At 73.0% G+C, this 18,769-nt stretch carries 17 protein-coding genes; 11 read left to right on the top strand and 6 right to left on the bottom strand.

Annotated elements, in window-relative coordinates:
• Positions 1 to 37 precede the first annotated feature (37 nt).
• The 3 genes from ABZ719_RS19070 to ABZ719_RS19060 all read left to right on the top strand — a co-directional run bounded on the left by ABZ719_RS19070 (position 38) and on the right by ABZ719_RS19060 (position 2,834).
• Positions 38 to 1,843: a 2-isopropylmalate synthase gene (locus ABZ719_RS19070; RefSeq protein WP_366726347.1), complete on the top strand. Its 1,806-nt coding sequence runs from the start codon at positions 38 to 40 to the stop codon at positions 1,841 to 1,843.
• A gap of 285 nt (positions 1,844 to 2,128) precedes the next feature.
• Positions 2,129 to 2,302, top strand: a complete 174-nt coding sequence (locus ABZ719_RS19065) for a hypothetical protein (RefSeq protein WP_366726346.1) — start codon at positions 2,129 to 2,131, stop codon at positions 2,300 to 2,302.
• Positions 2,303 to 2,315: 13 nt separating this feature from the next.
• Positions 2,316 to 2,834: a hypothetical protein gene (locus ABZ719_RS19060; protein WP_366726344.1), complete on the top strand. Its 519-nt coding sequence runs from the start codon at positions 2,316 to 2,318 to the stop codon at positions 2,832 to 2,834.
• Between the two features lie 81 nt (positions 2,835 to 2,915).
• On the opposite strand, the gene ABZ719_RS19055 is transcribed toward ABZ719_RS19060, so the two are convergent.
• Positions 2,916 to 3,494 carry a flavoprotein gene (locus ABZ719_RS19055; protein WP_366726343.1) on the bottom strand — a complete coding sequence of 193 codons (579 nt, stop codon included), beginning with the start codon at positions 3,492 to 3,494 and terminating at the stop codon, positions 2,916 to 2,918.
• A 364-nt stretch (positions 3,495 to 3,858) separates the two neighbouring features.
• On the bottom strand, positions 3,859 to 4,200 hold the full coding sequence (locus tag ABZ719_RS19050; protein ID WP_366726342.1) for a hypothetical protein: 342 nt from the start codon (positions 4,198 to 4,200) through the stop codon (positions 3,859 to 3,861).
• Between the two features lie 412 nt (positions 4,201 to 4,612).
• Here ABZ719_RS19050 and ABZ719_RS19045 point away from each other — a divergent pair, with 412 nt between their 5' ends.
• Positions 4,613 to 5,218 (top strand): dihydrofolate reductase family protein, encoded by a 606-nt coding sequence (locus tag ABZ719_RS19045; protein WP_366726341.1) that lies wholly within the window; start codon positions 4,613 to 4,615, stop codon positions 5,216 to 5,218.
• Positions 5,219 to 5,228: 10 nt separating this feature from the next.
• Here ABZ719_RS19045 and ABZ719_RS19040 read toward each other — a convergent pair whose 3' ends face one another.
• Entirely contained in the window at positions 5,229 to 5,615 is a 387-nt protein-coding gene (locus ABZ719_RS19040; protein ID WP_366726340.1) for a hypothetical protein, read from the bottom strand.
• Positions 5,616 to 5,947: 332 nt separating this feature from the next.
• Between ABZ719_RS19040 and ABZ719_RS19035 the strand changes: the two genes are divergently transcribed.
• From ABZ719_RS19035 to ABZ719_RS19025, 3 genes are all read left to right on the top strand, one after another.
• The gene (locus ABZ719_RS19035) at positions 5,948 to 6,382 is read left to right on the top strand and encodes an acyl-CoA thioesterase (RefSeq protein WP_366726339.1); all 435 of its coding nucleotides are present in this window, start codon (positions 5,948 to 5,950) and stop codon (positions 6,380 to 6,382) included.
• Positions 6,383 to 6,658: 276 nt separating this feature from the next.
• Positions 6,659 to 8,911: a tetratricopeptide repeat protein gene (locus ABZ719_RS19030; RefSeq protein ID WP_366726338.1), complete on the top strand. Its 2,253-nt coding sequence runs from the start codon at positions 6,659 to 6,661 to the stop codon at positions 8,909 to 8,911.
• Between the two features lie 428 nt (positions 8,912 to 9,339).
• Positions 9,340 to 10,737, top strand: coding sequence for an FAD-binding oxidoreductase (locus ABZ719_RS19025; protein ID WP_366726337.1), 1,398 nt, complete (start codon positions 9,340 to 9,342; stop codon positions 10,735 to 10,737).
• A gap of 122 nt (positions 10,738 to 10,859) precedes the next feature.
• Here the strand turns inward: ABZ719_RS19025 and ABZ719_RS19020 are convergent, their stop codons facing one another.
• The gene (locus tag ABZ719_RS19020) at positions 10,860 to 11,786 is read right to left on the bottom strand and encodes an alpha/beta hydrolase (RefSeq protein ID WP_366726336.1); all 927 of its coding nucleotides are present in this window, start codon (positions 11,784 to 11,786) and stop codon (positions 10,860 to 10,862) included.
• Between the two features lie 288 nt (positions 11,787 to 12,074).
• Between ABZ719_RS19020 and ABZ719_RS19015 the strand changes: the two genes are divergently transcribed.
• The 3 genes from ABZ719_RS19015 to ABZ719_RS19005 all read left to right on the top strand — a co-directional run bounded on the left by ABZ719_RS19015 (position 12,075) and on the right by ABZ719_RS19005 (position 13,802).
• Complete coding sequence (locus tag ABZ719_RS19015; RefSeq protein WP_366726335.1) at positions 12,075 to 12,947, top strand: helix-turn-helix domain-containing protein; 873 nt, start codon at positions 12,075 to 12,077, stop codon at positions 12,945 to 12,947.
• Positions 12,944 to 13,312, top strand: coding sequence for a DUF2255 family protein (locus tag ABZ719_RS19010; RefSeq protein WP_366726334.1), 369 nt, complete (start codon positions 12,944 to 12,946; stop codon positions 13,310 to 13,312). Before ABZ719_RS19015 ends, ABZ719_RS19010 begins: the two co-directional genes overlap by 4 nt.
• Before the next feature lie 103 nt (positions 13,313 to 13,415).
• The gene (locus ABZ719_RS19005; RefSeq protein ID WP_366726333.1) at positions 13,416 to 13,802 is read left to right on the top strand and encodes a hypothetical protein; all 387 of its coding nucleotides are present in this window, start codon (positions 13,416 to 13,418) and stop codon (positions 13,800 to 13,802) included.
• Between the two features lie 122 nt (positions 13,803 to 13,924).
• On the opposite strand, the gene poxB is transcribed toward ABZ719_RS19005, so the two are convergent.
• Together poxB and ABZ719_RS18995 are read right to left on the bottom strand one after the other, a co-directional pair.
• On the bottom strand, positions 13,925 to 15,658 hold the full coding sequence (gene poxB / locus ABZ719_RS19000; protein WP_366726332.1) for a ubiquinone-dependent pyruvate dehydrogenase: 1,734 nt from the start codon (positions 15,656 to 15,658) through the stop codon (positions 13,925 to 13,927).
• Between the two features lie 81 nt (positions 15,659 to 15,739).
• A complete protein-coding gene (locus tag ABZ719_RS18995; RefSeq protein WP_366726331.1) occupies positions 15,740 to 16,213 on the bottom strand; it encodes a DNA starvation/stationary phase protection protein in 474 nt (157 codons plus the stop codon).
• Positions 16,214 to 16,438: 225 nt separating this feature from the next.
• Here ABZ719_RS18995 and ABZ719_RS18990 point away from each other — a divergent pair, with 225 nt between their 5' ends.
• The gene (locus ABZ719_RS18990; protein WP_366726330.1) at positions 16,439 to 18,694 is read left to right on the top strand and encodes a tetratricopeptide repeat protein; all 2,256 of its coding nucleotides are present in this window, start codon (positions 16,439 to 16,441) and stop codon (positions 18,692 to 18,694) included.
• Positions 18,695 to 18,769 lie beyond the last annotated feature (75 nt).

Raw genomic sequence — 18,769 nt, 5'->3', positions numbered from 1 at the left:
GTCTCCCCTACGTGACAGCGAAGCAGGATTCCACCCTATGACTCACGCACCCACCCCCCGAACCTCCGCCCCGGCGGGCCCCGTCCCCGCGGGCGCACCGGCCTGGAACCGGCAGCGGCACTCACCGATGCCGTCACACCGCTACCGCGACGTCCGCTCCCGTGTCGAGGTCCCGCTCACCGAACGCGACTGGCCGACGCGGCAGTTGACGACGGCGCCGCTGTGGGTGCCCGTCGACCTGCGCGACGGCAACCAGGCTCTGGCCGAGCCGATGGATCCGGCGCGCAAACGGCGCTTCTTCGAGCTGATGGTCGCCATGGGCTACAAGGAGATCGAGGTCGGCTACCCGTCCGCCTCGCAGACCGACTACGACTTCGTCCGGCTCATCGCCGAGTCGGACCTCGCGCCCGAGGACGTGACGATCGTCGTCTTCACCCCGGCGCGCCGCGAGTTGATCGAGCGCACGGTCGACTCGATCCGGGGCATCACCAACCCCGTCGTGATCCACCTGTACACCGCCACCGCGCCCGTCTGGCGGGATGTCGTCCTCGGCCACGACCGCCACACGCTGAAGGAGCTGATCCTCGCCGGCGGCCGCGACGTTCTCGCGCTGGCCGGGCACCTGCCCCATGTGCGGTTCGAGTTCTCCCCCGAGGTGTTCAACCTCACCGAACCGGACTACGCGCTGGAGGTCTGCGACGCCATGACCGGGCTGTGGGACGCCAGTCCCGACCGCCCCGTCGTGCTGAACCTGCCGGCCACCGTCGAGGTCGCCACGCCGAACGTGTACGCCGACCAGATCGAGTACATGCACAAGAACCTCGCCCGCCGCTCCTCGGTGATCCTCTCCGTGCACCCGCACAACGACCGGGGAACCGGCATCGCCTGCGCCGAACTGGCCGTCCTCGCCGGGGCGCAGCGCGTCGAGGGATGCATCTTCGGCAACGGCGAGCGCACCGGCAACGTGGACATCGCCACCCTCGCCCTGAACCTCCACGCCCAGGGCGTCGACCCGATGATCGACTTCTCCGACATCGACGAGGTGCGGCGCACCGTCGAGTACTGCAACCGCATCGAGGTCCATCCCCGGCACCCCTACGTGGGCGACCTGGTGCACACCGCTTTCAGCGGCACCCATCAGGACGCGATCAGGAAGGGCTTCGCCGAGCACCGCGCCCGCGCCGCGGCCCGGGGCGTCGCGGAGCACGAGCTGGAGTGGTCGGTCCCGTACCTGCCGGTCGACCCCGCCGATCTCGGGCGCAGCTACGAGGCGGTCATCCGGGTCAACTCCCAGTCCGGCAAGGGCGGCATCGCCTACCTGCTGGAGACGGAGTACGGCATCGAACTGCCGCGCCGGCTCCAGATCGACTTCGCCCGCCACGTCCAGCGGCGCACCGAGACCACCGGCCACGAGGTCACCGCGGCGGGCCTGTGGGACGTCTTCGAGGACGCCTACCTCGCTCCCTCCCCGAGGGCTGCGGCGAGCCCCGGCCCGGCCGTCGAACTGGCCGGGTACGAGACGAGCGACACCGGCGGCCGGAACAGCACCACGGTCACGCTCCGGATCGACGGGACCGCTCACACCAGTACGCACGCCGACGTCGGCCCGGTCGAAGCGCTCACCGAAGCCCTGGACTCGCGGGGCATCCGCGTCGACGTGGTGAGCCTGCACCAGACCAGCGTCGACGCCGGGAACGACGGCGAGGCCCTCACCCTCCTGGAGTTCCGGGCCGGGGAGGGGGTCCGGTGGGCGGCGGGCCGGGACCGTTCCGTCCTCGCCGCCAGCCTGGCCGCGGTGACGCGTGCCGCGAACACGGTGCCCGTCGCCGCCGGGGTCCGGTAGGCGGCAGGGCCCCGCAGGGGGGCGCGCCCGTTCGCGTCCCCCTCGTTCGCGCCCCGCGCCTGCCGAATCCGCGCGCTCCGCCGTTGTACTCCCCAGCGCGTTCCCCGCACCCGCTCGGCCCGGTCAACTCCTTTACGGCTCACCCTGCTTGAGGCGTGCGCCAAGACAGGCCGGGTAACCGGAGGATCCGTACACCTGAAGGGAGTGACGGCTGTGGAGCCGCGGCGAAGGATCGAGGAACCACCGTCCGGAGCGTTACGGCTCGGTGCCCCGCAGCGTACGCAGTTGCGCGCACGGATCTCCGACATCGCGTGGACCGCGCTGTGTGTCGTCCTCACCCTGTGGGCGCTCGCGAGTTCGGTCGGTGCCGTCCGTGGGGTGACGGCCTGGGCGTACTGCGCGGTGGCCTGGGTCCTCCTGGCGACCGCGTGCGCCGTGCGGCGCATGAGCCGGAGCTGAGAGGGGGCGGGTCATGGAACGCGTCAACGTCTTCCTCGCCCGGCACCTGTGGGTGCAGATCGCCCTGTCGGTGCTCGTCGCCGCCGTGGTGATCACCCTCCTGTACCCGGGCCGTTCGTTCCTGTCCGTGGTGGTGCGCACGGCGGTGATCTCCCTCGGCGGTGTCGGCGTGGCGCTGAGCGCACGCCGCAGGGAGAAGCGGGCCGCGGGCGGTACGACGGACGGCCTCGTGTCGCTGGACCGCAAACTGCGCACCGGTGAGGTCCCCTCGGACCCGCGGGAACGCCGGGCGATGCGCGAACTGGTCGGGCAGCGGCTGCACCGCGGCAGGCACCGGGTGGCCGCGCTCGTCTTCCTCGGCGTGCTCTTCGGCACGATCACCGTACTGACGGCCTTCACCGCGGGGCCGCGGCAGACCGTCGGGATGGCCGTGATCACCGTCCTCTTCCTCGGCTCGATGCTCTACAACAGCAGAGTGCAGACGCGTCGCCTGCGCACCATGAGTGCCGCTCTCGGGAGCGAATCACGCTGAGGCGGAACAGGCCGGGTCCGGCGGGAGCACCGCCGGACCCGGCCGTCGTCCGATCAGCCGGCGGCGACTCGCCTCACACGGTCAGCCGTTGCCGGGCATGAACTCCCGGACCACGTCGACGAACCGTGGCGGGGCGGGCGGCATGGGCCCCTCGACGAACTCGCCGAGGCCGACGTCGTAACGCTGTCCCTGCTGCGGGTCGACGACGTGGTAGCCGTCGAGGCGGAGCTGTTCCACGTTGCGCCGGACCGCCGGCTTGCCCCACATGCCGTCGGTCATCACCGGGAAGAACACCACGGGGAAGCCGGCGGCGGCGATCGTCGCGGTCAGCAGGTTCGGGACGGCGCCCGTGGCGACGGCGGAGAGCATGTTGGCGGTGGCCGGCAGGACGGTCATCATGTCGTGCCCGGCCGCGAGGGTGGCCTGGTTCTCCCGGCCCCAGTCGTCCGGCCTCGTGCCGGTGACCACACGGTCGGCGAACAGACCGACGGTGTGCGGCGGGAGGAACGTGGCGGCGGTGTGCGTCATCAGGACGGTGATCGTCCCGGTGAAGCCGGCGCGCAGCGCGTTGATGTACACCGGAAGCGTGGCGACGGCGGCGGAGCCGGTGGCGCCGATGAGCAGGCGTCCGCCGAAGACGCCCGGGTTGTTGCTGGTCATGTCTCCATGGTCTTCCCCGGGGCGCCCCGGGTGTGACCGGATGTGCCACGGAGTCTGACCGTCCGTGCCAACCGCGTGGCCGGGGCCGGACCGCGAGGCCGCTGGTCGCGGGCCGCCTTCGGAACGCCGGACGGCGGCCGGGTCGGGCCGCGCCGACCCGACCCGATCCGAGTCGGCCCGAGTCGGATGAACCCGTGCGTTCGACGACTCACCGCACCGCCTGCCGCTGAACCCGCGTCTTCGACCATTCACCGCCCCCGCCTGCCGCGCGCGGCCGTCTGCGCGGCCGTCTGCGCGGCCGGGGCGGGACGACGCGGTGGCCGCCGGTGGTTCCTCGCGGTGCGTCCGTCACCGGGGGCGGGGTTCAGGTGTCGTCCGTGGTCCGCCGGGTGGCACGCCAGGCCACGAGCGCCCCCACGGCGCCGTACGCCATGAGCAGGGCCCCGTTCCTGGCGTCCCGCCGGCGCTGCACGGACTGGTGGTTGCGCTGTTCCTCGTACGTCCGGCTCGCCACCGCGAGGGAACCCTCCAGCACCGAGCACTCGCCGTCCCCCGGTCGCATCGGGCCGGGCCGCTCCTCCCCGTCACGCACGTTCTCCCCCGGGCACACCACCTCGGTCGAGGCTGTGAGAGCACCCGCGAGATCCGCGACCCCCCACAGCGCGGGCAGGAGGAAGAACGCGAGGAGAACGGCTCTGTACTTCACTGGACCCCCAGGGGACGAGACGGCGGAACCCGGCCGCGGCGCACGGCCCGCGCGGCGGCCGACGGGACACCACCGCAGTATCGCGCGGCGGTCCAGGCGACCGCCGCGCACCGGCCCGCGGCGGTCACGTCCCCGGCACGTCCGTCGCCGACTGCGAGAAGCGCTCGCGCTCCTCGACGTAGCGGAGCTACCAGGGCCTTTCGGCAACGCCGCGAGCGTGCGTGCCGGGCGTCGCGAGCCGGGCGCCCCTTTTGTCCGCAGCTCTCAGGGACTGCCCCCCGTTCCCCGCACGCCTCACCGCCTTGTGGGCGGGCGGGGAACGTGCCGGCCGGGCGTCGTGGAGCGGCGCGGAAGTGCCGCCGATGAGTTTCCGGCGGTGGTGCGGTCCACCCTGCGAGGAAAGGAGCGCACCATGCGCGAGATCATCGTCTGCACGTTCCTGACGCTGGACGGCGTCATGCAGGCCCCGGGCGGCCCGGACGAGGACGCCCGAAGCGGCTTCGAGCACGGCGGCTGGCAGAAACCGGTGGACGACGAGGAGGTCGGCGCGGCCGTCTCCGGCTGGTACGAGCGCTCCGACACGATGCTGCTCGGCCGCAGGACGTACGAGATCTTCGCGTCGTACTGGCCGACCGCCGACCCCGGCAACCCGTTCACCCACCGGATGAACAGCATGCGCAAGTACGTGGCGTCCCGGACCCTGACATCGGTCGAGTGGCAGAACTCCACGCTGCTGGAGGGCGACACCGTCGATGCCGTGCGCGAGCTGAAAGCGTCCGACGGCGGTGACATCACGGTCGTCGGCAGCGGCGACCTCGCCCAGACCCTCATGCGGCACGGCCTCGTCGACGAGTACCGGCTGACCATCCATCCGGTGATCATCGGCACCGGCAAGCGGCTGTTCGCCGACGGAGCGGTCCCCACCGCGCTGGAGCCGGTCAGCGTCTCCACGACGAAGGGCGGCACCGTCGTCGGCGTCTACCGGCCGAACGGAAAGCCCCGCTACGACAGCTACTGAGCCCCCTCGTTCAGTAGAGCGAGGAAGCCTTGTCGTTGATCCAGGAGGGGAGGTTCGGCCACGACTCGCCGGAGTGGAAGGTGAACGCTAGACCCCTGCCGTACTGGTCCGTCCACAGGGACGCGTCCGAGAAGCCCCCGTCCCCGAAGGACCCTCCGGACCAGCTCCGCACGGAGGAGATGCTGTCGTTCATGCCGTTGGGGACGTTCCTGAAGTCGGGGACGGTGTTCCAGTAGTACGTCTCGTAGCAGTTCCCGGTGAAGTTCCCGCCGGTGAACATCTGGATGTAGCCGGGCTGGCCGTAGTGGTCGCAGTTCCCGGCGGCGCTGGCGCTGGGGGTGAAGCCGAGGAGGCTGCCGGCCGCCGCGGCGGCGACCAGTACGGCCTTCACTCGCACGTTTTTGATCATTTCCTGCCCTGACTTCCCGGAACGGCAGCGTGCGTCCGCGCGCTGCCCCTGATCGTGTCGGACGGGGTGCTCCACGAGGCGTCGCGGAGGCGGACCCCCTGGCCGCGGGGCGGCCGCGGCGCCGGCCCGGCCGTCAGGCCGGCCTCCGGCGCCTCGTACTCATGTTTCCACCTCAGTCTCTCCGCGGCCACACACATATGCCGCTGCCCGATACACGGTCGCACCAGGCCGGATGGTTCATCTCCGGGCATCCGGTGTTTGCTCCGGGTGGGGCCGTACCATTCACACGTGTCTCCTCGGCGGCCGGTACTCTCCATGACATGTCTGAAGCTTTCCGGAAATCTTTCGAAGTCCGCTGGGACGATGTCGACTTCAACGGCCACCTGCGCAACACCAGGTACCTCGAGTACGCGAGCACGGCCAGGCTCGGCTTCCTCGTGGCGTCGGGATGGGACGTCCGCGCGTTGCAGAAGGAGGGGTTCGCCGCCGTGCTGCTGGGTGAGGAGGTCCGCTACCGCCGCGAGGTCTTCCTCGCCGAACAGGTCGAGGTCTCCTGCGAGGTGGTGGGGCTGACCGAGGACTGCGCGCGGTGGCGGGTGCGCCAGACCGTGTTCCGGGAGGACGGCGAGGAGGCCGCCGTCGTGCACTCGCTCGGCGCGTGGATCGACGTCCGGGCGCGGAGGATCACGGCGCCGCCCGCCGGCCTGCGGGCCGTCTTCGAGGCCGCCCGCTCCGAGGAGTGTGAGGTCCTGTAGAGGAGGAACCGGCCTGGGAAACCCCGGGCGAGGTGGCCGGCCGTGGAGTCCGGGGAGGCGGATCACCGAAGGGCGAGACCGTCGGCGCGGGCCCCGGGCTGCCTCCCGTTCGCCCGCCCGGCACGGCAGGAGACCGGTGGCGTCCGCACCCGGCGTTCCGCGGGGCCGCCCCTTGCTTTAGTGTTCGTTCCACAACCGGTCGTGCGGACCGTGCCGTGCCCCGGCCCGGCACGCCGGCCTTCGCTGCACACGCCAGTGCGTACCCGGCGGGGTGGGATGGACGAGAACACGTTCGGTGGGCTGCTGCGCGCGGCGCGGCGGCGGGCGCTGCTGACGCTGGAGGGGCTGGCCGCGGCCTCGGGTGTGAGTGTGCGGGCCATCAGTGACATGGAGCGGGGCAAGAGCCTTCCGCGGCAGGGCACCCTCAGCGAGCTGATGGACGCCCTGGAGCCGGACGAGGAGACACGGCGGCGCCTGGTCCGGGCGTCCACGCGGCACACCCCTGACGTACCCCGCCAGCTGCCGCCCGACCTCGCCGCCTTCCGGGGCCGCGACGAGGCGCTGACCACCGCCCGCGCCCTCACGGCGCAGGTCGCCGAGCGCGGAGGGTGCGTCGTCATCGCCGCGGTGGGCGGCCTGGCCGGCGTGGGCAAGACCACGCTGGCCGTGCACTGGGCGCACCAGGTGGCGGACCGTTTCCCCGACGGCCAGCTGTATGTGAACCTGCGCGGCTTCGAGGACGCGGGGGCCCCGCTGGACCCCGGCGAGGCCCTCGGCGGGTTCCTGAGCGCGCTCGGCGTGCCCAGCGACGAGATACCGACGGGAACCGAGCAGCGGTCCGTGCTGTTCCGGGAGCGGGTCGCCGCCCTGCGGCTGATCGTGCTGCTGGACAACGCGCGCGACGCCGAGCAGGTACGGCCGCTGCTGCCCGCCTCGGCGGGCTGCCTGACCATCGTCACCTCGCGCAACCGGCTCGCCGGTCTCGCCGCGACCGACGCGGCCTCGCTCATCGGCCTCGACGTGTGGACCGAGGCGGAGGCCGTCACGGCGCTGGCCGCCAGGATCGGCGAGGAGCGGTGCCGGGCGGAGCCGGAGGCCGCCGCCGAGCTGGTCCGGCTGTGCGGATGTCTGCCGCTGGCGATCGCCGTGGTCGGCGCGCAGCTGAGCGCGGTTCCCCGGATGCGTCTGGGCCGGGCCGCCGGTGAACTGCGTCAGGCCCGGCTGGACGCCCTGGAGGCCGACGAACGGCGGACGGACGTGCGCGCCGTCTTCTCCTGGTCGTACCAAGCGCTGGACGCGCCGACCGCGCGGTTCTTCCGGCACCTGGCGCTGCATCCGGGACCGGTCGTGTCGGCCGAGGCAGCCGCCTCCCTCGCGGGCGTGGAGATGCTGCCGGCCCGCCGCCATCTCAGGGAACTGACCACCGCCAGCCTGCTCTCGCGGGACGCGACGGGCCGCTACGTCCTGCACGACCTGATCCGTGCCTACGGCGCCGAACTGGTCGACCAGGAGCGGGACGACCGTCTCGCCGCGCAGACGCGGCTGCTGGACTACCTGCGTCACAACGCCCACGCGGCCAGCGGCGTCCTCTCCACGCGGCTGGGCACCGTCCTCGGGGAGGAGGCGGCCGAGGGAGTGGTCCGGGCCGCGATCGACACGCACGCGGACGCGCTGGACTGGTTCCGCCAGGAGGAGTCGGCCGTCATGGCCGCCGTGGCCGCCCTGGACGACCCGAGGCTGCTGGCCTCCCGTGCCCGCCTCACCGCGGACTGGGAGGGCTATTTCGCGACCATGGGGCGGTGGGACGAGGAGATCACGGTCCAGCGCGTCTGTCTCGACGCGGCCCAGGTGCTGCGGGACCCGGTGGCCATCGCGCGCAACGGCGGGATGCTGGCGCGTGCGCTGACCGAGACGGGCCAGGTCCGGGCGGCCGACGAGACGGTCGCTCTGATGCTCGCGCAGCTCCCCCGGCTCGCCCCGGCCGAGCGGGCCAGCACCGAGCGGTGCGTCGCCTGGGTGCGCGGGAGCCAGGGCCGCCTGCCCGAGGCCGTGCACCACGCGCGCCGCGCGCTGGACCTGTACCGCACGCTGGACCAGCCCAGCCATGTGGCGCGCGAGCTGAACGCCGTGGGCTGGTACCTCGCCCTGCTCGGCGAGTACCGGGAGGCCATCGCGATGTGCGAGGAGGCGCTGCCCATCCTCCGGCGCAACGGGAACCGCCGCAACGAGGCGGCGACCTGGGACAGCATCGCCTACGCCCGCCAGCACCTGGGCGACCTGGACGCCGCCGTCGCCGACTACGGCAGGGCCCTGGCACTCTACGAGGAGGTGCTGGACACCTACGGCCAGGTGGAGGTGCTGGACCGGCTCGCCTCCGCCCACCTGGAGCGGGGCGACACCGGCCGGGCCCGCGCGCACTGGAGCCGGGCCGCCGACCTGCTGAGCGCGACCGGCAGCCCGCGGGCCGACGAGATGCGTGCCAAGGCCGGGGCTCCGGAGGAACACCGCGGGGACGCGCCGGTGCGGTGAGCCGCGGGCGGGGGCGCGGCAGTGCCCGTGACGCGTCGGAGCGGTGAGCCGCGGGTGGGGGACGCGGCGGTGCGGTGGAGGCCCGCACACGGGGTGGGGTGCTGGACCGTCCGGCGGGACTGTCCGGCGCGACCGGAGAGCCGCCTGCGTGCGCGGGACACGGCCGGAGGGCCGTCGGCGTGCGGGACGCGGTGGTCGCGGGACCGTCCGGCGCGGCCGGAGAGCCGCCTGCGTGCGCGGGGCGCGACCGCCGCCGGCGTGCGGGGCGCGGCCGGCGGACGGACAATGCTGCTGGCGGGGTGGTTCCCGCACTCCGCCGACGTCATCGTCACCGGCGCGTACGGATCCGCGTCCACGCCCCCGCCGCCCGCCCGGACGTCGCGCCCCCGTCCGTCCGCGCAAGACTCGCGCAGGCAGGAGTGACGGCCATGGACGGGATCGACGGGCAGGCTCTGGAGAGTCTGCGTACGGCACTGCGGGGAACCGTCCTCGCTCCGGGGGACCCGGGCTACGACCAGGCCCGGGGCGTCTACAACGCCATGATCGACCGGCGGCCGGCCGCGATCACGGGGTGCGTCGACGTGGCGGACGTGCGGACCGTGCTGTCCTTCGCCCGGGACGAGGGGGTGGAACTGGCGGTGCGCGGCGGCGGACACAGCGGACCGGGGCTGTGCCTGGCCGACGGCGCGCTGACGCTCGACCTGACGCCGATGCGCTGGGTGCACGTCGACCCGCGGGCCGGGACGGCGCGGGTGGGCGGCGGAAGCCTGCTGGGGGACCTCGACCACGCGGCGCACACCTTCGGACTGGCCACACCGACCGGGATCATGTCGACGACCGGGGTGGGCGGTCTCACGCTGGGCGGCGGCCACGGGCACCTGACCCGCAGGTACGGTCTGACGATCGACAACCTGCTGTCCGCCGACGTCGTCCGCGCGGACGGCACGGTCCTCACCGCCTCCGCGGAGGAGCACCCGGACCTGTTCTGGGCCCTGCGGGGCGGCGGCGGGAATTTCGGCGTGGTCACCTCGTTCACCTTCCGGCTGCACCCCGTGGACACCGTCGGCGTCGGGCTGACCGTCTGGCCCGCCGACCGCGTCGGGGAAGTGCTGCGCTGGTACCGGGAGTTCCTGCCCGCCGCCCCCGAGGACCTCAACGGCTTCTTCCTCCTGCTGGCCGTGCCGCCCGCCCCGCCCTTCCCCGAGCCCCTGCACGGCAGGAAGATGTGCGGCGTGGTGTGGTGCCACACCGGTGATCCGGGACAGGACCGGCTGGAGGAAGCGCTCGGGGAAGTGAACACACCCGGGCCGCCCGCCTTCCACTTCACCACCCCGATGCCCTACCCCGCCCTGCAGTCCATGTTCGACGGGCTGCTCCCCCGGGGTCTGCAGTGGTACTGGCGCGGTGACTTCTTCGACGCCCTCAGCGACGACGCCGTCGCCGTCCACGAGAAGTACGGCCAGGACCTGCCCACCGGACTGTCCACGATGCACCTGTACCCGGTCGACGGCGCGGCCCGCCGCACCGGTGCCGACGACACCGCCTGGGCCTACCGGGACGCCACGTGGTCGGGTGTGATCGCCGGCATCGACCCCGAGCCCGCCAACGCCGGGCTGATCCGCCGGTGGTGCGTGGACTACTGGACCGCGCTGCACCCCCACTCCATGGGCGGCGCCTACATCAACTTCCTGGGGCAGGAGGAGAGCGGCGACCGGGTCCGGGGGACGTACCGCGGCCACTACGACCGGCTGGCCGAGGTCAAACGCGCCTACGATCCGGACAACTTCTTCCACGCCAACCAGAACATCCCGCCCGCCGCCGCGTGAGGCCGGCCCCTGACGCGCGGTCAGACGCCCTGCCCCCGGGGCGGACCCCCGCCCGGGCGGTGACGCGCGCCGGGCCGCGGGCGCCCCGTACGGCGCCCGCCCCGGCACGGACGGCGCGTTCCTCAGCCGGCGACGACGAGGTGGTCGGTGAAGAAGGCGGCCAGCTTGTCGACGGCGGGGTCGATGTACTCCTTCTTGTCGTAGAGGTCGACGTGGCTGGCGCCCTCGATGCGGTGGAGTTCGGCGGGGCCGGTGGCGCGGCGGTGGGCCTCCACGGCCATCCATGCGGTCACGGCGCGCTCGCCGATGATCTGGAGGATCGGGCGGGGGCCGATCAGGGGGACGGCGTGGAAGGCGTCGCTGGAGGCCATCTTGTCGATGCTCTCCCAGGCGAGGACCTTCGCGGACCGCTCGTGCTCGCCGCGGGAGGTGCAGTAGTACTCGAAGCCCTCGACACCGTGCTCGCCGCCGAGCGCGGCGGCCTGTTCGGCGGTCTCGGGGAACATGGTCATCGCGCCGGGGTCCTCGCCGCGGGCGGCCCGGGTGCGGGCCTGGGCGGCGGCGTCCAGGAGGGTCTGGAAGACCGCCGGGTCCTGCGCGCCGTCCGCGCCGTGGCGGAACTGGCGGGCGGGCTCGGCGGTGGAGACGGTGGCCACCGCCCTCACCCGGTGGTCACCGCCGGTGGCGGCCAGCGAGTAGCCGCCGGAGGCGCAGATGCCGAGCAGGCCGATCCGGTCGGCGTCGACCTCCTCGCGTGCGGTGAGGAAGGAGACGGCGGCCTTGAAGTCCTCCACCCGCTGGGCGGGGTCCTCGAGACCGCGCGGCAGGCCGCCGGACTCGCCCTGGTAGGCGGCGTCGAAGGCGAGGGTGACGAACCCGCGCTCGGCCATCAGCTGCGCGTAGGTGCCGGAGGTCTGCTCCTTCACGCCGGTGCCGGGGTGGCCGACCACCAGGGCGGGGCGCGGACCGGGGACGGTGGTGTCGGGGGTGTAGAGGTGGGCGGCGATCGTGATGCCGGCGCTGTCGAAGGTGACGCTGGTCCTGGCCATGGAAATCTCCTTGTCAACTGATTACGGCGTACTTGCGGCAACGGTCCCGGAACGACGGGTTCGTGCCTTGCCCCCACTGTTCACGGCGAACGCGGCCCGCACATCAGTCACATGACGGTGCGGTCGCCAGGCGACCCCGGGAGGAGTCCGGTTCCCGCCGTTCCGGGGAGGGACGTTTCCACGATGGCCCCTCGTCCACGGGGGGAAAAGAGACAGGTTCCTGCCTGGGAAGAAACCTTCCCCCCACACGTGTGCCACAGCGCCGCCCACGGCGTGACACTGGGAGACATGCATCCGACACCCGGCCCCGCTCTCGGGGCCTTCCTCAGAGCACGCCGGGCACAGCTCGCCCCGCAGGAGTGCGGCCTGCCCGCGACGGGCGCCTTCCGGAAGGTCGCGGGACTGCGCCGCGAGGAGGTCGCCCAGCTCGCCGCCATCAGCGTCGGCTACTACACCCGGCTGGAACAGGGCCGGGTGCGGGCGTCCGCCTCCGTGCTCGCCACCCTGGTGCGCGCCCTGCGCCTCGACGAGGCCGAGGCGAGATACCTGTACGAACTCGCCGGGCGGGGCGACGCACGGCCCCGCCGCCGGCCCGTGCAGCACGTACGTCCCGCCCCCGGCCGCCTGCTGGCCCAGCTCACGCACGTGCCGGCGATGGTCCTCGGCAGGCGGCTGGACGTGCTGGCCTGGAACGCCGCCGCCGCGGCCCTCTACACCGACTTCGCGTCGGTGCCGTCCGGCCGGCGCAACTACGTGCGGCTGCTGTTCACCGACCCGGCGGTCCGGGACCTGCACCGGCGGTGGAGCCACGACGCCCGCGACGCCGTCGCCGCCCTGCGCGCGCAGGCCGCGGCCGATCCCGACGACCCCGGCCTGGCCCGCCTCGTGGGCGAACTGTCCGTACGGGACCGCGACTTCCGCACCTGGTGGGCCGAGCACCAGGTCAGCGGCGCCGGGCACGGCACCAAGCACTACCGCCACCCCCTGGTGGGCGACCTCACCCTCGACTGCGACACCTGGGCCGCGCCCGACGGCTCCGGGCAGCGCCTCATGGTCCTGACCGCCGAACCCGGCACACCCTCGCACGACGCCCTGCGGATCCTCACCTCCTGGCACGCCCCGCAGCCGGCCACCGACGAAACGGAGCACCCGACCCGATGAACACCTTCGGTCCCGAGGACCTCGCCCTGCTCACCGCGCACGACTCCCTCGTCCTCACCGCAGGGGACGACGACCGGGAGGGGGTCGAGATCGGCAGGGTGCTGGTCCGCGGCGCCCTGTACGTCCGCGCCTACCGGGGGGTCCGCTCCCGCTGGTACCAGGCGGCGCGGGAGCACGGCCGCGGACGGATCCGGGTGGGAGGGGTCACCCGCGAGGTGCTGCTGGAGACCGGCGACGCCGGACCCGCCCCCGAGATCGACGCCGCCTACCAGGCGGCGTACGGAGCCGCCGCGGCCTCTCTGGTCGCCTCTCCCGGGGCCCGCGCGGCGACGATCCGCATCGCTCCGGCCCCGTGGACATCCTGAGAAACATATTCAGCCAAAAACAGTTGAACTGTCGACAGCAGTGAGGTGTGCGGGCAGGCTACGTGCGCAGTGCACGTGTCCCCGTCCTCATGAGGAGTCGATCATGCGCAGGTTTCCCCGCAGACGTGTCACCGTAGCCCTCGCCTCCGCGGCCGCCGCCGCACTGCTGGGGCTGGCCCCCGGCACGGCCTCGGCGACCTCCGGGCCGACGTTCCTGGACAAGGCCGACGATCGGTGTGTCGCCGTCGGCAGCGGAAACGTGTGCGTCTTCGAGACGGAGTGGTTCACCGGCAGGGCGGCCCTCTACCAGAACGTCGACAGCCAGTGCGTCACCACGCCGTTCGGGGTCCTGGCGGACTTCAACATGACGAACGGGCCGGTGACCTACTACAAGAACGCCGACTGCACAGGTGCCTCACTGACCGAGCCGACGAGCGACTTCAGCTCGTGGCTGACCTTCGGTCCGGTCCACAGCTTCCGCGCGCAGTGACCGGGCGCGCGGCCGGCCCGCCCCCATGACAGGGACGGACCGGCCGCGCGCGTCTCCTGCGGTGCCAAGAGCTGCGAACAAGTGTGGGCCCCGGCGGGCGGCGCCCACTTTTGTCCGCAGCTCTAACGCAGGATCCGCCGGGCCACGTTGGTGGAGACCAGGTCCAGCAGTTCCTCGCCGCGGCCGGACAGGATCGTACGGATGGCGTAGAGGGTGAAGCCCTTGGCCTGCTCCATGGTGATCGCGGGCGGCACCGACAGTTCCTGCCGGGCCGTCATCACCTCGACGACGGCCGGGCCGTCGTGCGCGAACGCGTCCTTCAGGGCGCCCTCCAGGTCACTGGGGCGTTCCACCCGCCGTGCCCACAGCCCGATCGCGGAGGCGACCGCCGCGAGGTCGGGGTTGTCCAGCTCCGTACCGAAGTTGACGACACCCGCCGCCTTCATCTCCAGCTCGACGAAGTTGAGCGAGCCGTTGTTGAAGACGACGATCTTGGCGGGCAGCCCGTTCTGCCGCAGCGTGAACAGTTCGCCGAGCAGCATGGTGAGACCGCCGTCACCGGCGAGGGCCACGACCTGCCGCCCGGGGTACGCCGCCTGGGCGCCGACCGCGTGCGGCAGCGCGCAGGCCATCGAACCGTGGTTGAAGGAACCGAGCAGGCGCCGCCGCCCGTTGAACGTCAGGTAGCGGGCCGCCCAGACCACGGGCGAGCCCACGTCGGTGGTGAAGACGGCGTCGTCGTCGGCGAGGCGGTCGAGGGTGCTCGCCACGAACTGCGGGTGGATGGGGGTGCGGTCGTGGTCGTTGACCGCGAGCGCGTCCAGTGAGCGGCGGGTGCGCGTGTAGTGGGCCAGGGCACCGTCCAGGTGGTCCCGGTCGGACTTGGCGGTCAGCAGCGGCAGCAGCGCGGGCAGGGTGTCGCGCACACTGCCCACCAGGGGCACGTCGACGTGGGTGCGGCGGCCGATCTGCTCACCGCGCAGGTCGAGCTGCACGACCTTCGCGTGCTTCGGGTAGAACTGCCGGTAGGGGAAGTCCGTGCCGAGCATGAGCAGGGTGTCGGCCTCCTCGATCGCCTTGTAGCCGGAGGCGAAGCCGAGCAGGCCGGTGAGTCCGACGTCGTAGGGGTTGTCGTACTCGACGTGCTCCTTGCCGCGCAGGGTGTGCACCACGGGCGCCTTGAGGACCTCGGCCAGCCTGACCAGGTCGTCGTGGGCGCCGGCCGCGCCCGCGCCCGCCAGGACGGTCACCCGCCGGCCGGCGTTCAGCAGCGCGGCGGCCTCCCGCAGGTCCGCCTCCTGCGGCCGGGCGACCGTACGGGCCGCGCGGACCACGGTGGGCGGCGTGTCCTGGGGGGCCTTGGCGAGGAAGATCTCGCCGGGCACCACCACCACGGCCACTCCGTTGCGTTCGACGGCCGCCCGCATGGCCATCGCCAGGATCCGGGGCGCCGACTCGGCGCTGTTGACCACCTCCGCGTAGACGCTGCACTCGCGGAACAGCTCCTGCGGGCGGGTCTCCTGGAAGTAGCCGGAGCCGATCTCGGGGCCCGGGATCTGGGCGGCGATGGCGAGCACCGGCACCCGGCTGCGCTGCGCGTCGAAGAGCCCGTTGACCAGGTGCAGGTTGCCCGGTCCGCAACTGCCGACGCAGACGGCGAGTTCGCCGGTGAGCGCGGCCTCGGCCGCCGCCGCGAAGGCGGCGCTCTCCTCGTGCCGTACGTGGACCCAGTCGACCTCGCCGTCGCGCCGCAGGGCGTCGGTGAGGCCGTTGAGGGAGTCGCCGGGCAGCCCGTGGAGGCGGCGTACGCCACTGGCCTTCAGCGAGGCGATGAGGTGATCGGCGATCGTGTGCATGCGGGGTACTGCCTTCCGTCCGTCGTGTGCTGGTCCGACGTGCCTGTGTGTCCGACGTGCCTGTACGTTCCCGTACGTTCCTCAGCCGCGGTTCTCCGCCTGGAACATCCAGCTCTGCTTCTCCAGGTCGGCGGTCAGACCGATCAGCAGGTCCTGGGTGACGGCGTCCGCGGGCCCGGTCTCCTCGATCCGCTGCCGCACCCGCTCGATGACGGTGGAGAAGGTGCGCACGAGGATCTCCACGACCGTGGTGTCCCTCGTCCAGCCCTGCGGGAAGGCGGGTACGCCGCTCGTGGCCGCGATGGTCGCGGCCCGGCCGTCCGGCGCGACGCCGAGGGCGGCGGCGCGTTCGGCGACCGTGTCGGCGTAATCGCGCGCGGTGGTGACCACCTCGTCGAGCTGCTCGTGGATGGAGCGGAAGCGCGGTCCGAACAGGTTCCAGTGCGCCTGTTTGGCCACCAGGGACAGGTCGAGCAGGTCGACCAGGGTGGCCTGGAGGGCGCTCCCGGCGATCTCGCGTTCCTTCTCCGGCAGCGGGCTGGTGATGACAGACATGTGGGCGGTCCTTTCCGTTCCTTGCCAGGAGCCCCATTCTGCGAGCCGCCCGCCGGGTGCGGATCAGTCGTTTGACTGCCGATCCCGGGCCGGCCCCCGGTCATTCGGCCTGCCGTCGGCGGAGTTTGCTTTAATGGTCAATCCACAACGGCTGGTTCCGCGACGTCGCGGGGCGGGGCCGGCGGGCACGGCAGGCACGTCGGGGGGCGGCCCCGCGGGGGTGGGATGGACAAGGGTGTGTTCGGTCGGTTGCTGCGGGAGGCGCGGCAGCGTTCGCTGCTGACGCTGGAGAGCCTCGCGGACGCGTCGGGGGTGAGTGTCCGGGCCATCAGTGACATGGAGCGGGGCAGGAGCCTTCCGCGGCAGGCGACGCTGGCCGAGCTGATGGACGCGCTGGAGCTGGGTGAGGAGGAGCGGCGGCGGCTGGTGCAGGCGGCCGCTCCGGGCCGACGGACCGCGCAGGTCCCGCAGCAACTGCCGCCCGACCTCGCGGTGTTCCGCGGCCGCCAGGACACCCTGTCGGCCGTCCAGGACCTCGGCGCACGGATCACGGCGGGCTCACACGTCGTCATCTCGGCGATCGGCGGCATGGCCGGGGTGGGCAAGACCACGCTGGCGGTGCACTGGGCGCACCGGGTGGCGGACCGTTTTCCCGACGGCCAGCTGTACGTGAACCTGCGCGGCTTCGAGGATTCCGGGTCCCCGCTGGACCCCGGCGAGGTGCTCGGCCGGTTCCTGAGCGCGCTCGGCGTGCCCAGCAGTGACATCCCGCCCGGCACGCGCGAGCGCAGCACCGTCTTCCGGGAGCGGACGGCCGCCGCGCGGCTGATCGTGCTGCTGGACAACGCGCGCGACGCCGAGCAGGTACGGCCGCTGCTCCCCGCCTCCGCGGGATGCCTGACGCTCATCACCTCGCGCAACCAGCTGTCCGGGCTGGCCGCGACGGACGGCGCCACACTGATCGGTCTGGACGTGTGGAGCCAGGAGGAGGCCGTCGCCGGGCTGGCCGCCAGGATCGGTGAGGAGCGGTGCGCGGCGGAGCCGGGGGCCGCCGCGCGTCTGGTCGGGCTGTGCGGGTACCTGCCGCTGGCGGTGGCCGTCATGGCCGCCCAGCTCAGTGCCGCGCCGCGGATGCCGCTCCAGGTCGCCGTGCGCGAACTGAAGGCCTCCCGGCTCGACGCGCTGTCGGCCGACGACCGGCGGGGCGACGTCCGCGCCGTCTTCTCCTGGTCCTACCGGGCGCTCACCCCGGGCGCGGCGCGCTTCTTCCGCCTGCTGTCCCTGCACCCCGGACCTGCGGCGTCCGCGGAGGCGGCCGCCTCCCTCGCCGCCGTCGGGATGGCCGAGGCCCGCCGCCACCTGCGCGAACTGACCGCGGCCAGCCTCCTGTCCCGCGACGCCGACGGCCGCTACATCCTGCACGACCTGGTACGGGCCTACGGCGGCGAACTGTGCGCGCGGCAGGAGGACGACCGCCACGGTGCCGAGACACGCCTGCTGGACTACCTGAGCCACAACGCCCGCACGGCCGCCCGGGTGCTGGACACCCGGCCCGGGCGGAAGGCCGCCCGCCCGCCGGTGCCGGGGGTGGTGCGGGTCGCGATCGACGACCGTACCGAGGCACTGGACTGGTACCGCCAGGAGGAGACGACGGTCATGGCCGCGCTGACCGCCTTGGACGACCCCCGGCTGCTGCGGCAGCGTACGCACCTGACGGCCGACTGGGTGGGCTACTTCTCGTTCACGGGCCGGTGGGCCGAGGAGGTCTCCACCAAGCGCGTCGCGCTTCAGGCCGCGCTCGCGCTGGACGATCCGGCGGCCATCACCGGGAACTGCGCGAGTCTGGCGCGTGCGCTGGCGGAGACGGGGCAGGCGGGCGAGGCCGACGAACAGGTCGACCTGATGCTCGGGCAGCTGCACCGGCTGGGGCCAGCCGAGCGCGCCGCCACCGAGCGGAGCGTCGGCTGGGTGCGCGGCCGGCAGGGGCGCCACGAGGAAGCCCTCCACCACGCCCGGCGCGCGCTGGCGCTCTACCGTACGCTGCCGGAACGCAACGAGGTGGCGCGCGAACTCAACGCGGTCGGCTGGTACCTGGCCCTGCTCGGCCGGTACGAGGAGGCCATCGCCATGTGCGAGGAGGCGCTGCCCATCCTGCAGGGCAACGGCAACCTCCGCAACGAGGCCGCGACCTGGGACAGCATCGGCTACGCGCAGCACCGCCTGGGCGATCTCGACGCGGCGGTCGAGAACTACCGCAAGTCGCTCAAGCTCTACGGAGAGGTGCTGGACGGCTACAACCAGGCCGAGGTCCTCGACCACCTGGCGTCGGCCCAGCTGGAACTGGGGGACGCGGAAGCGGCGCGGGCGAGCTGGACGCGGGCGGTCGAGCTGCTCCAGGAGATCGGCAGTCCGCGCGCCGCCCGGATGCGCGAGCGGGCCGAGTCCGCGGTCTCCCAGCCGGGCGAGGCGGCCGCCGGGTAGCCTCGGCGAGGAGGCCCGGGCAGGCGGCCGACGTGCCCCGGCCGGCGGCAAACGTGCCCGCTGCCGGCGCGGTGG

Origin of the sequence: Streptomyces sp. NPDC006743, from assembly GCF_040703815.1 — a bacterium.
In the GTDB taxonomy this organism is placed as follows: domain Bacteria; phylum Actinomycetota; class Actinomycetes; order Streptomycetales; family Streptomycetaceae; genus Streptomyces.
The sequence above is the reverse complement of the archived record's forward strand: the minus strand, read 5'-3'. Positions and strand labels throughout refer to the sequence as shown.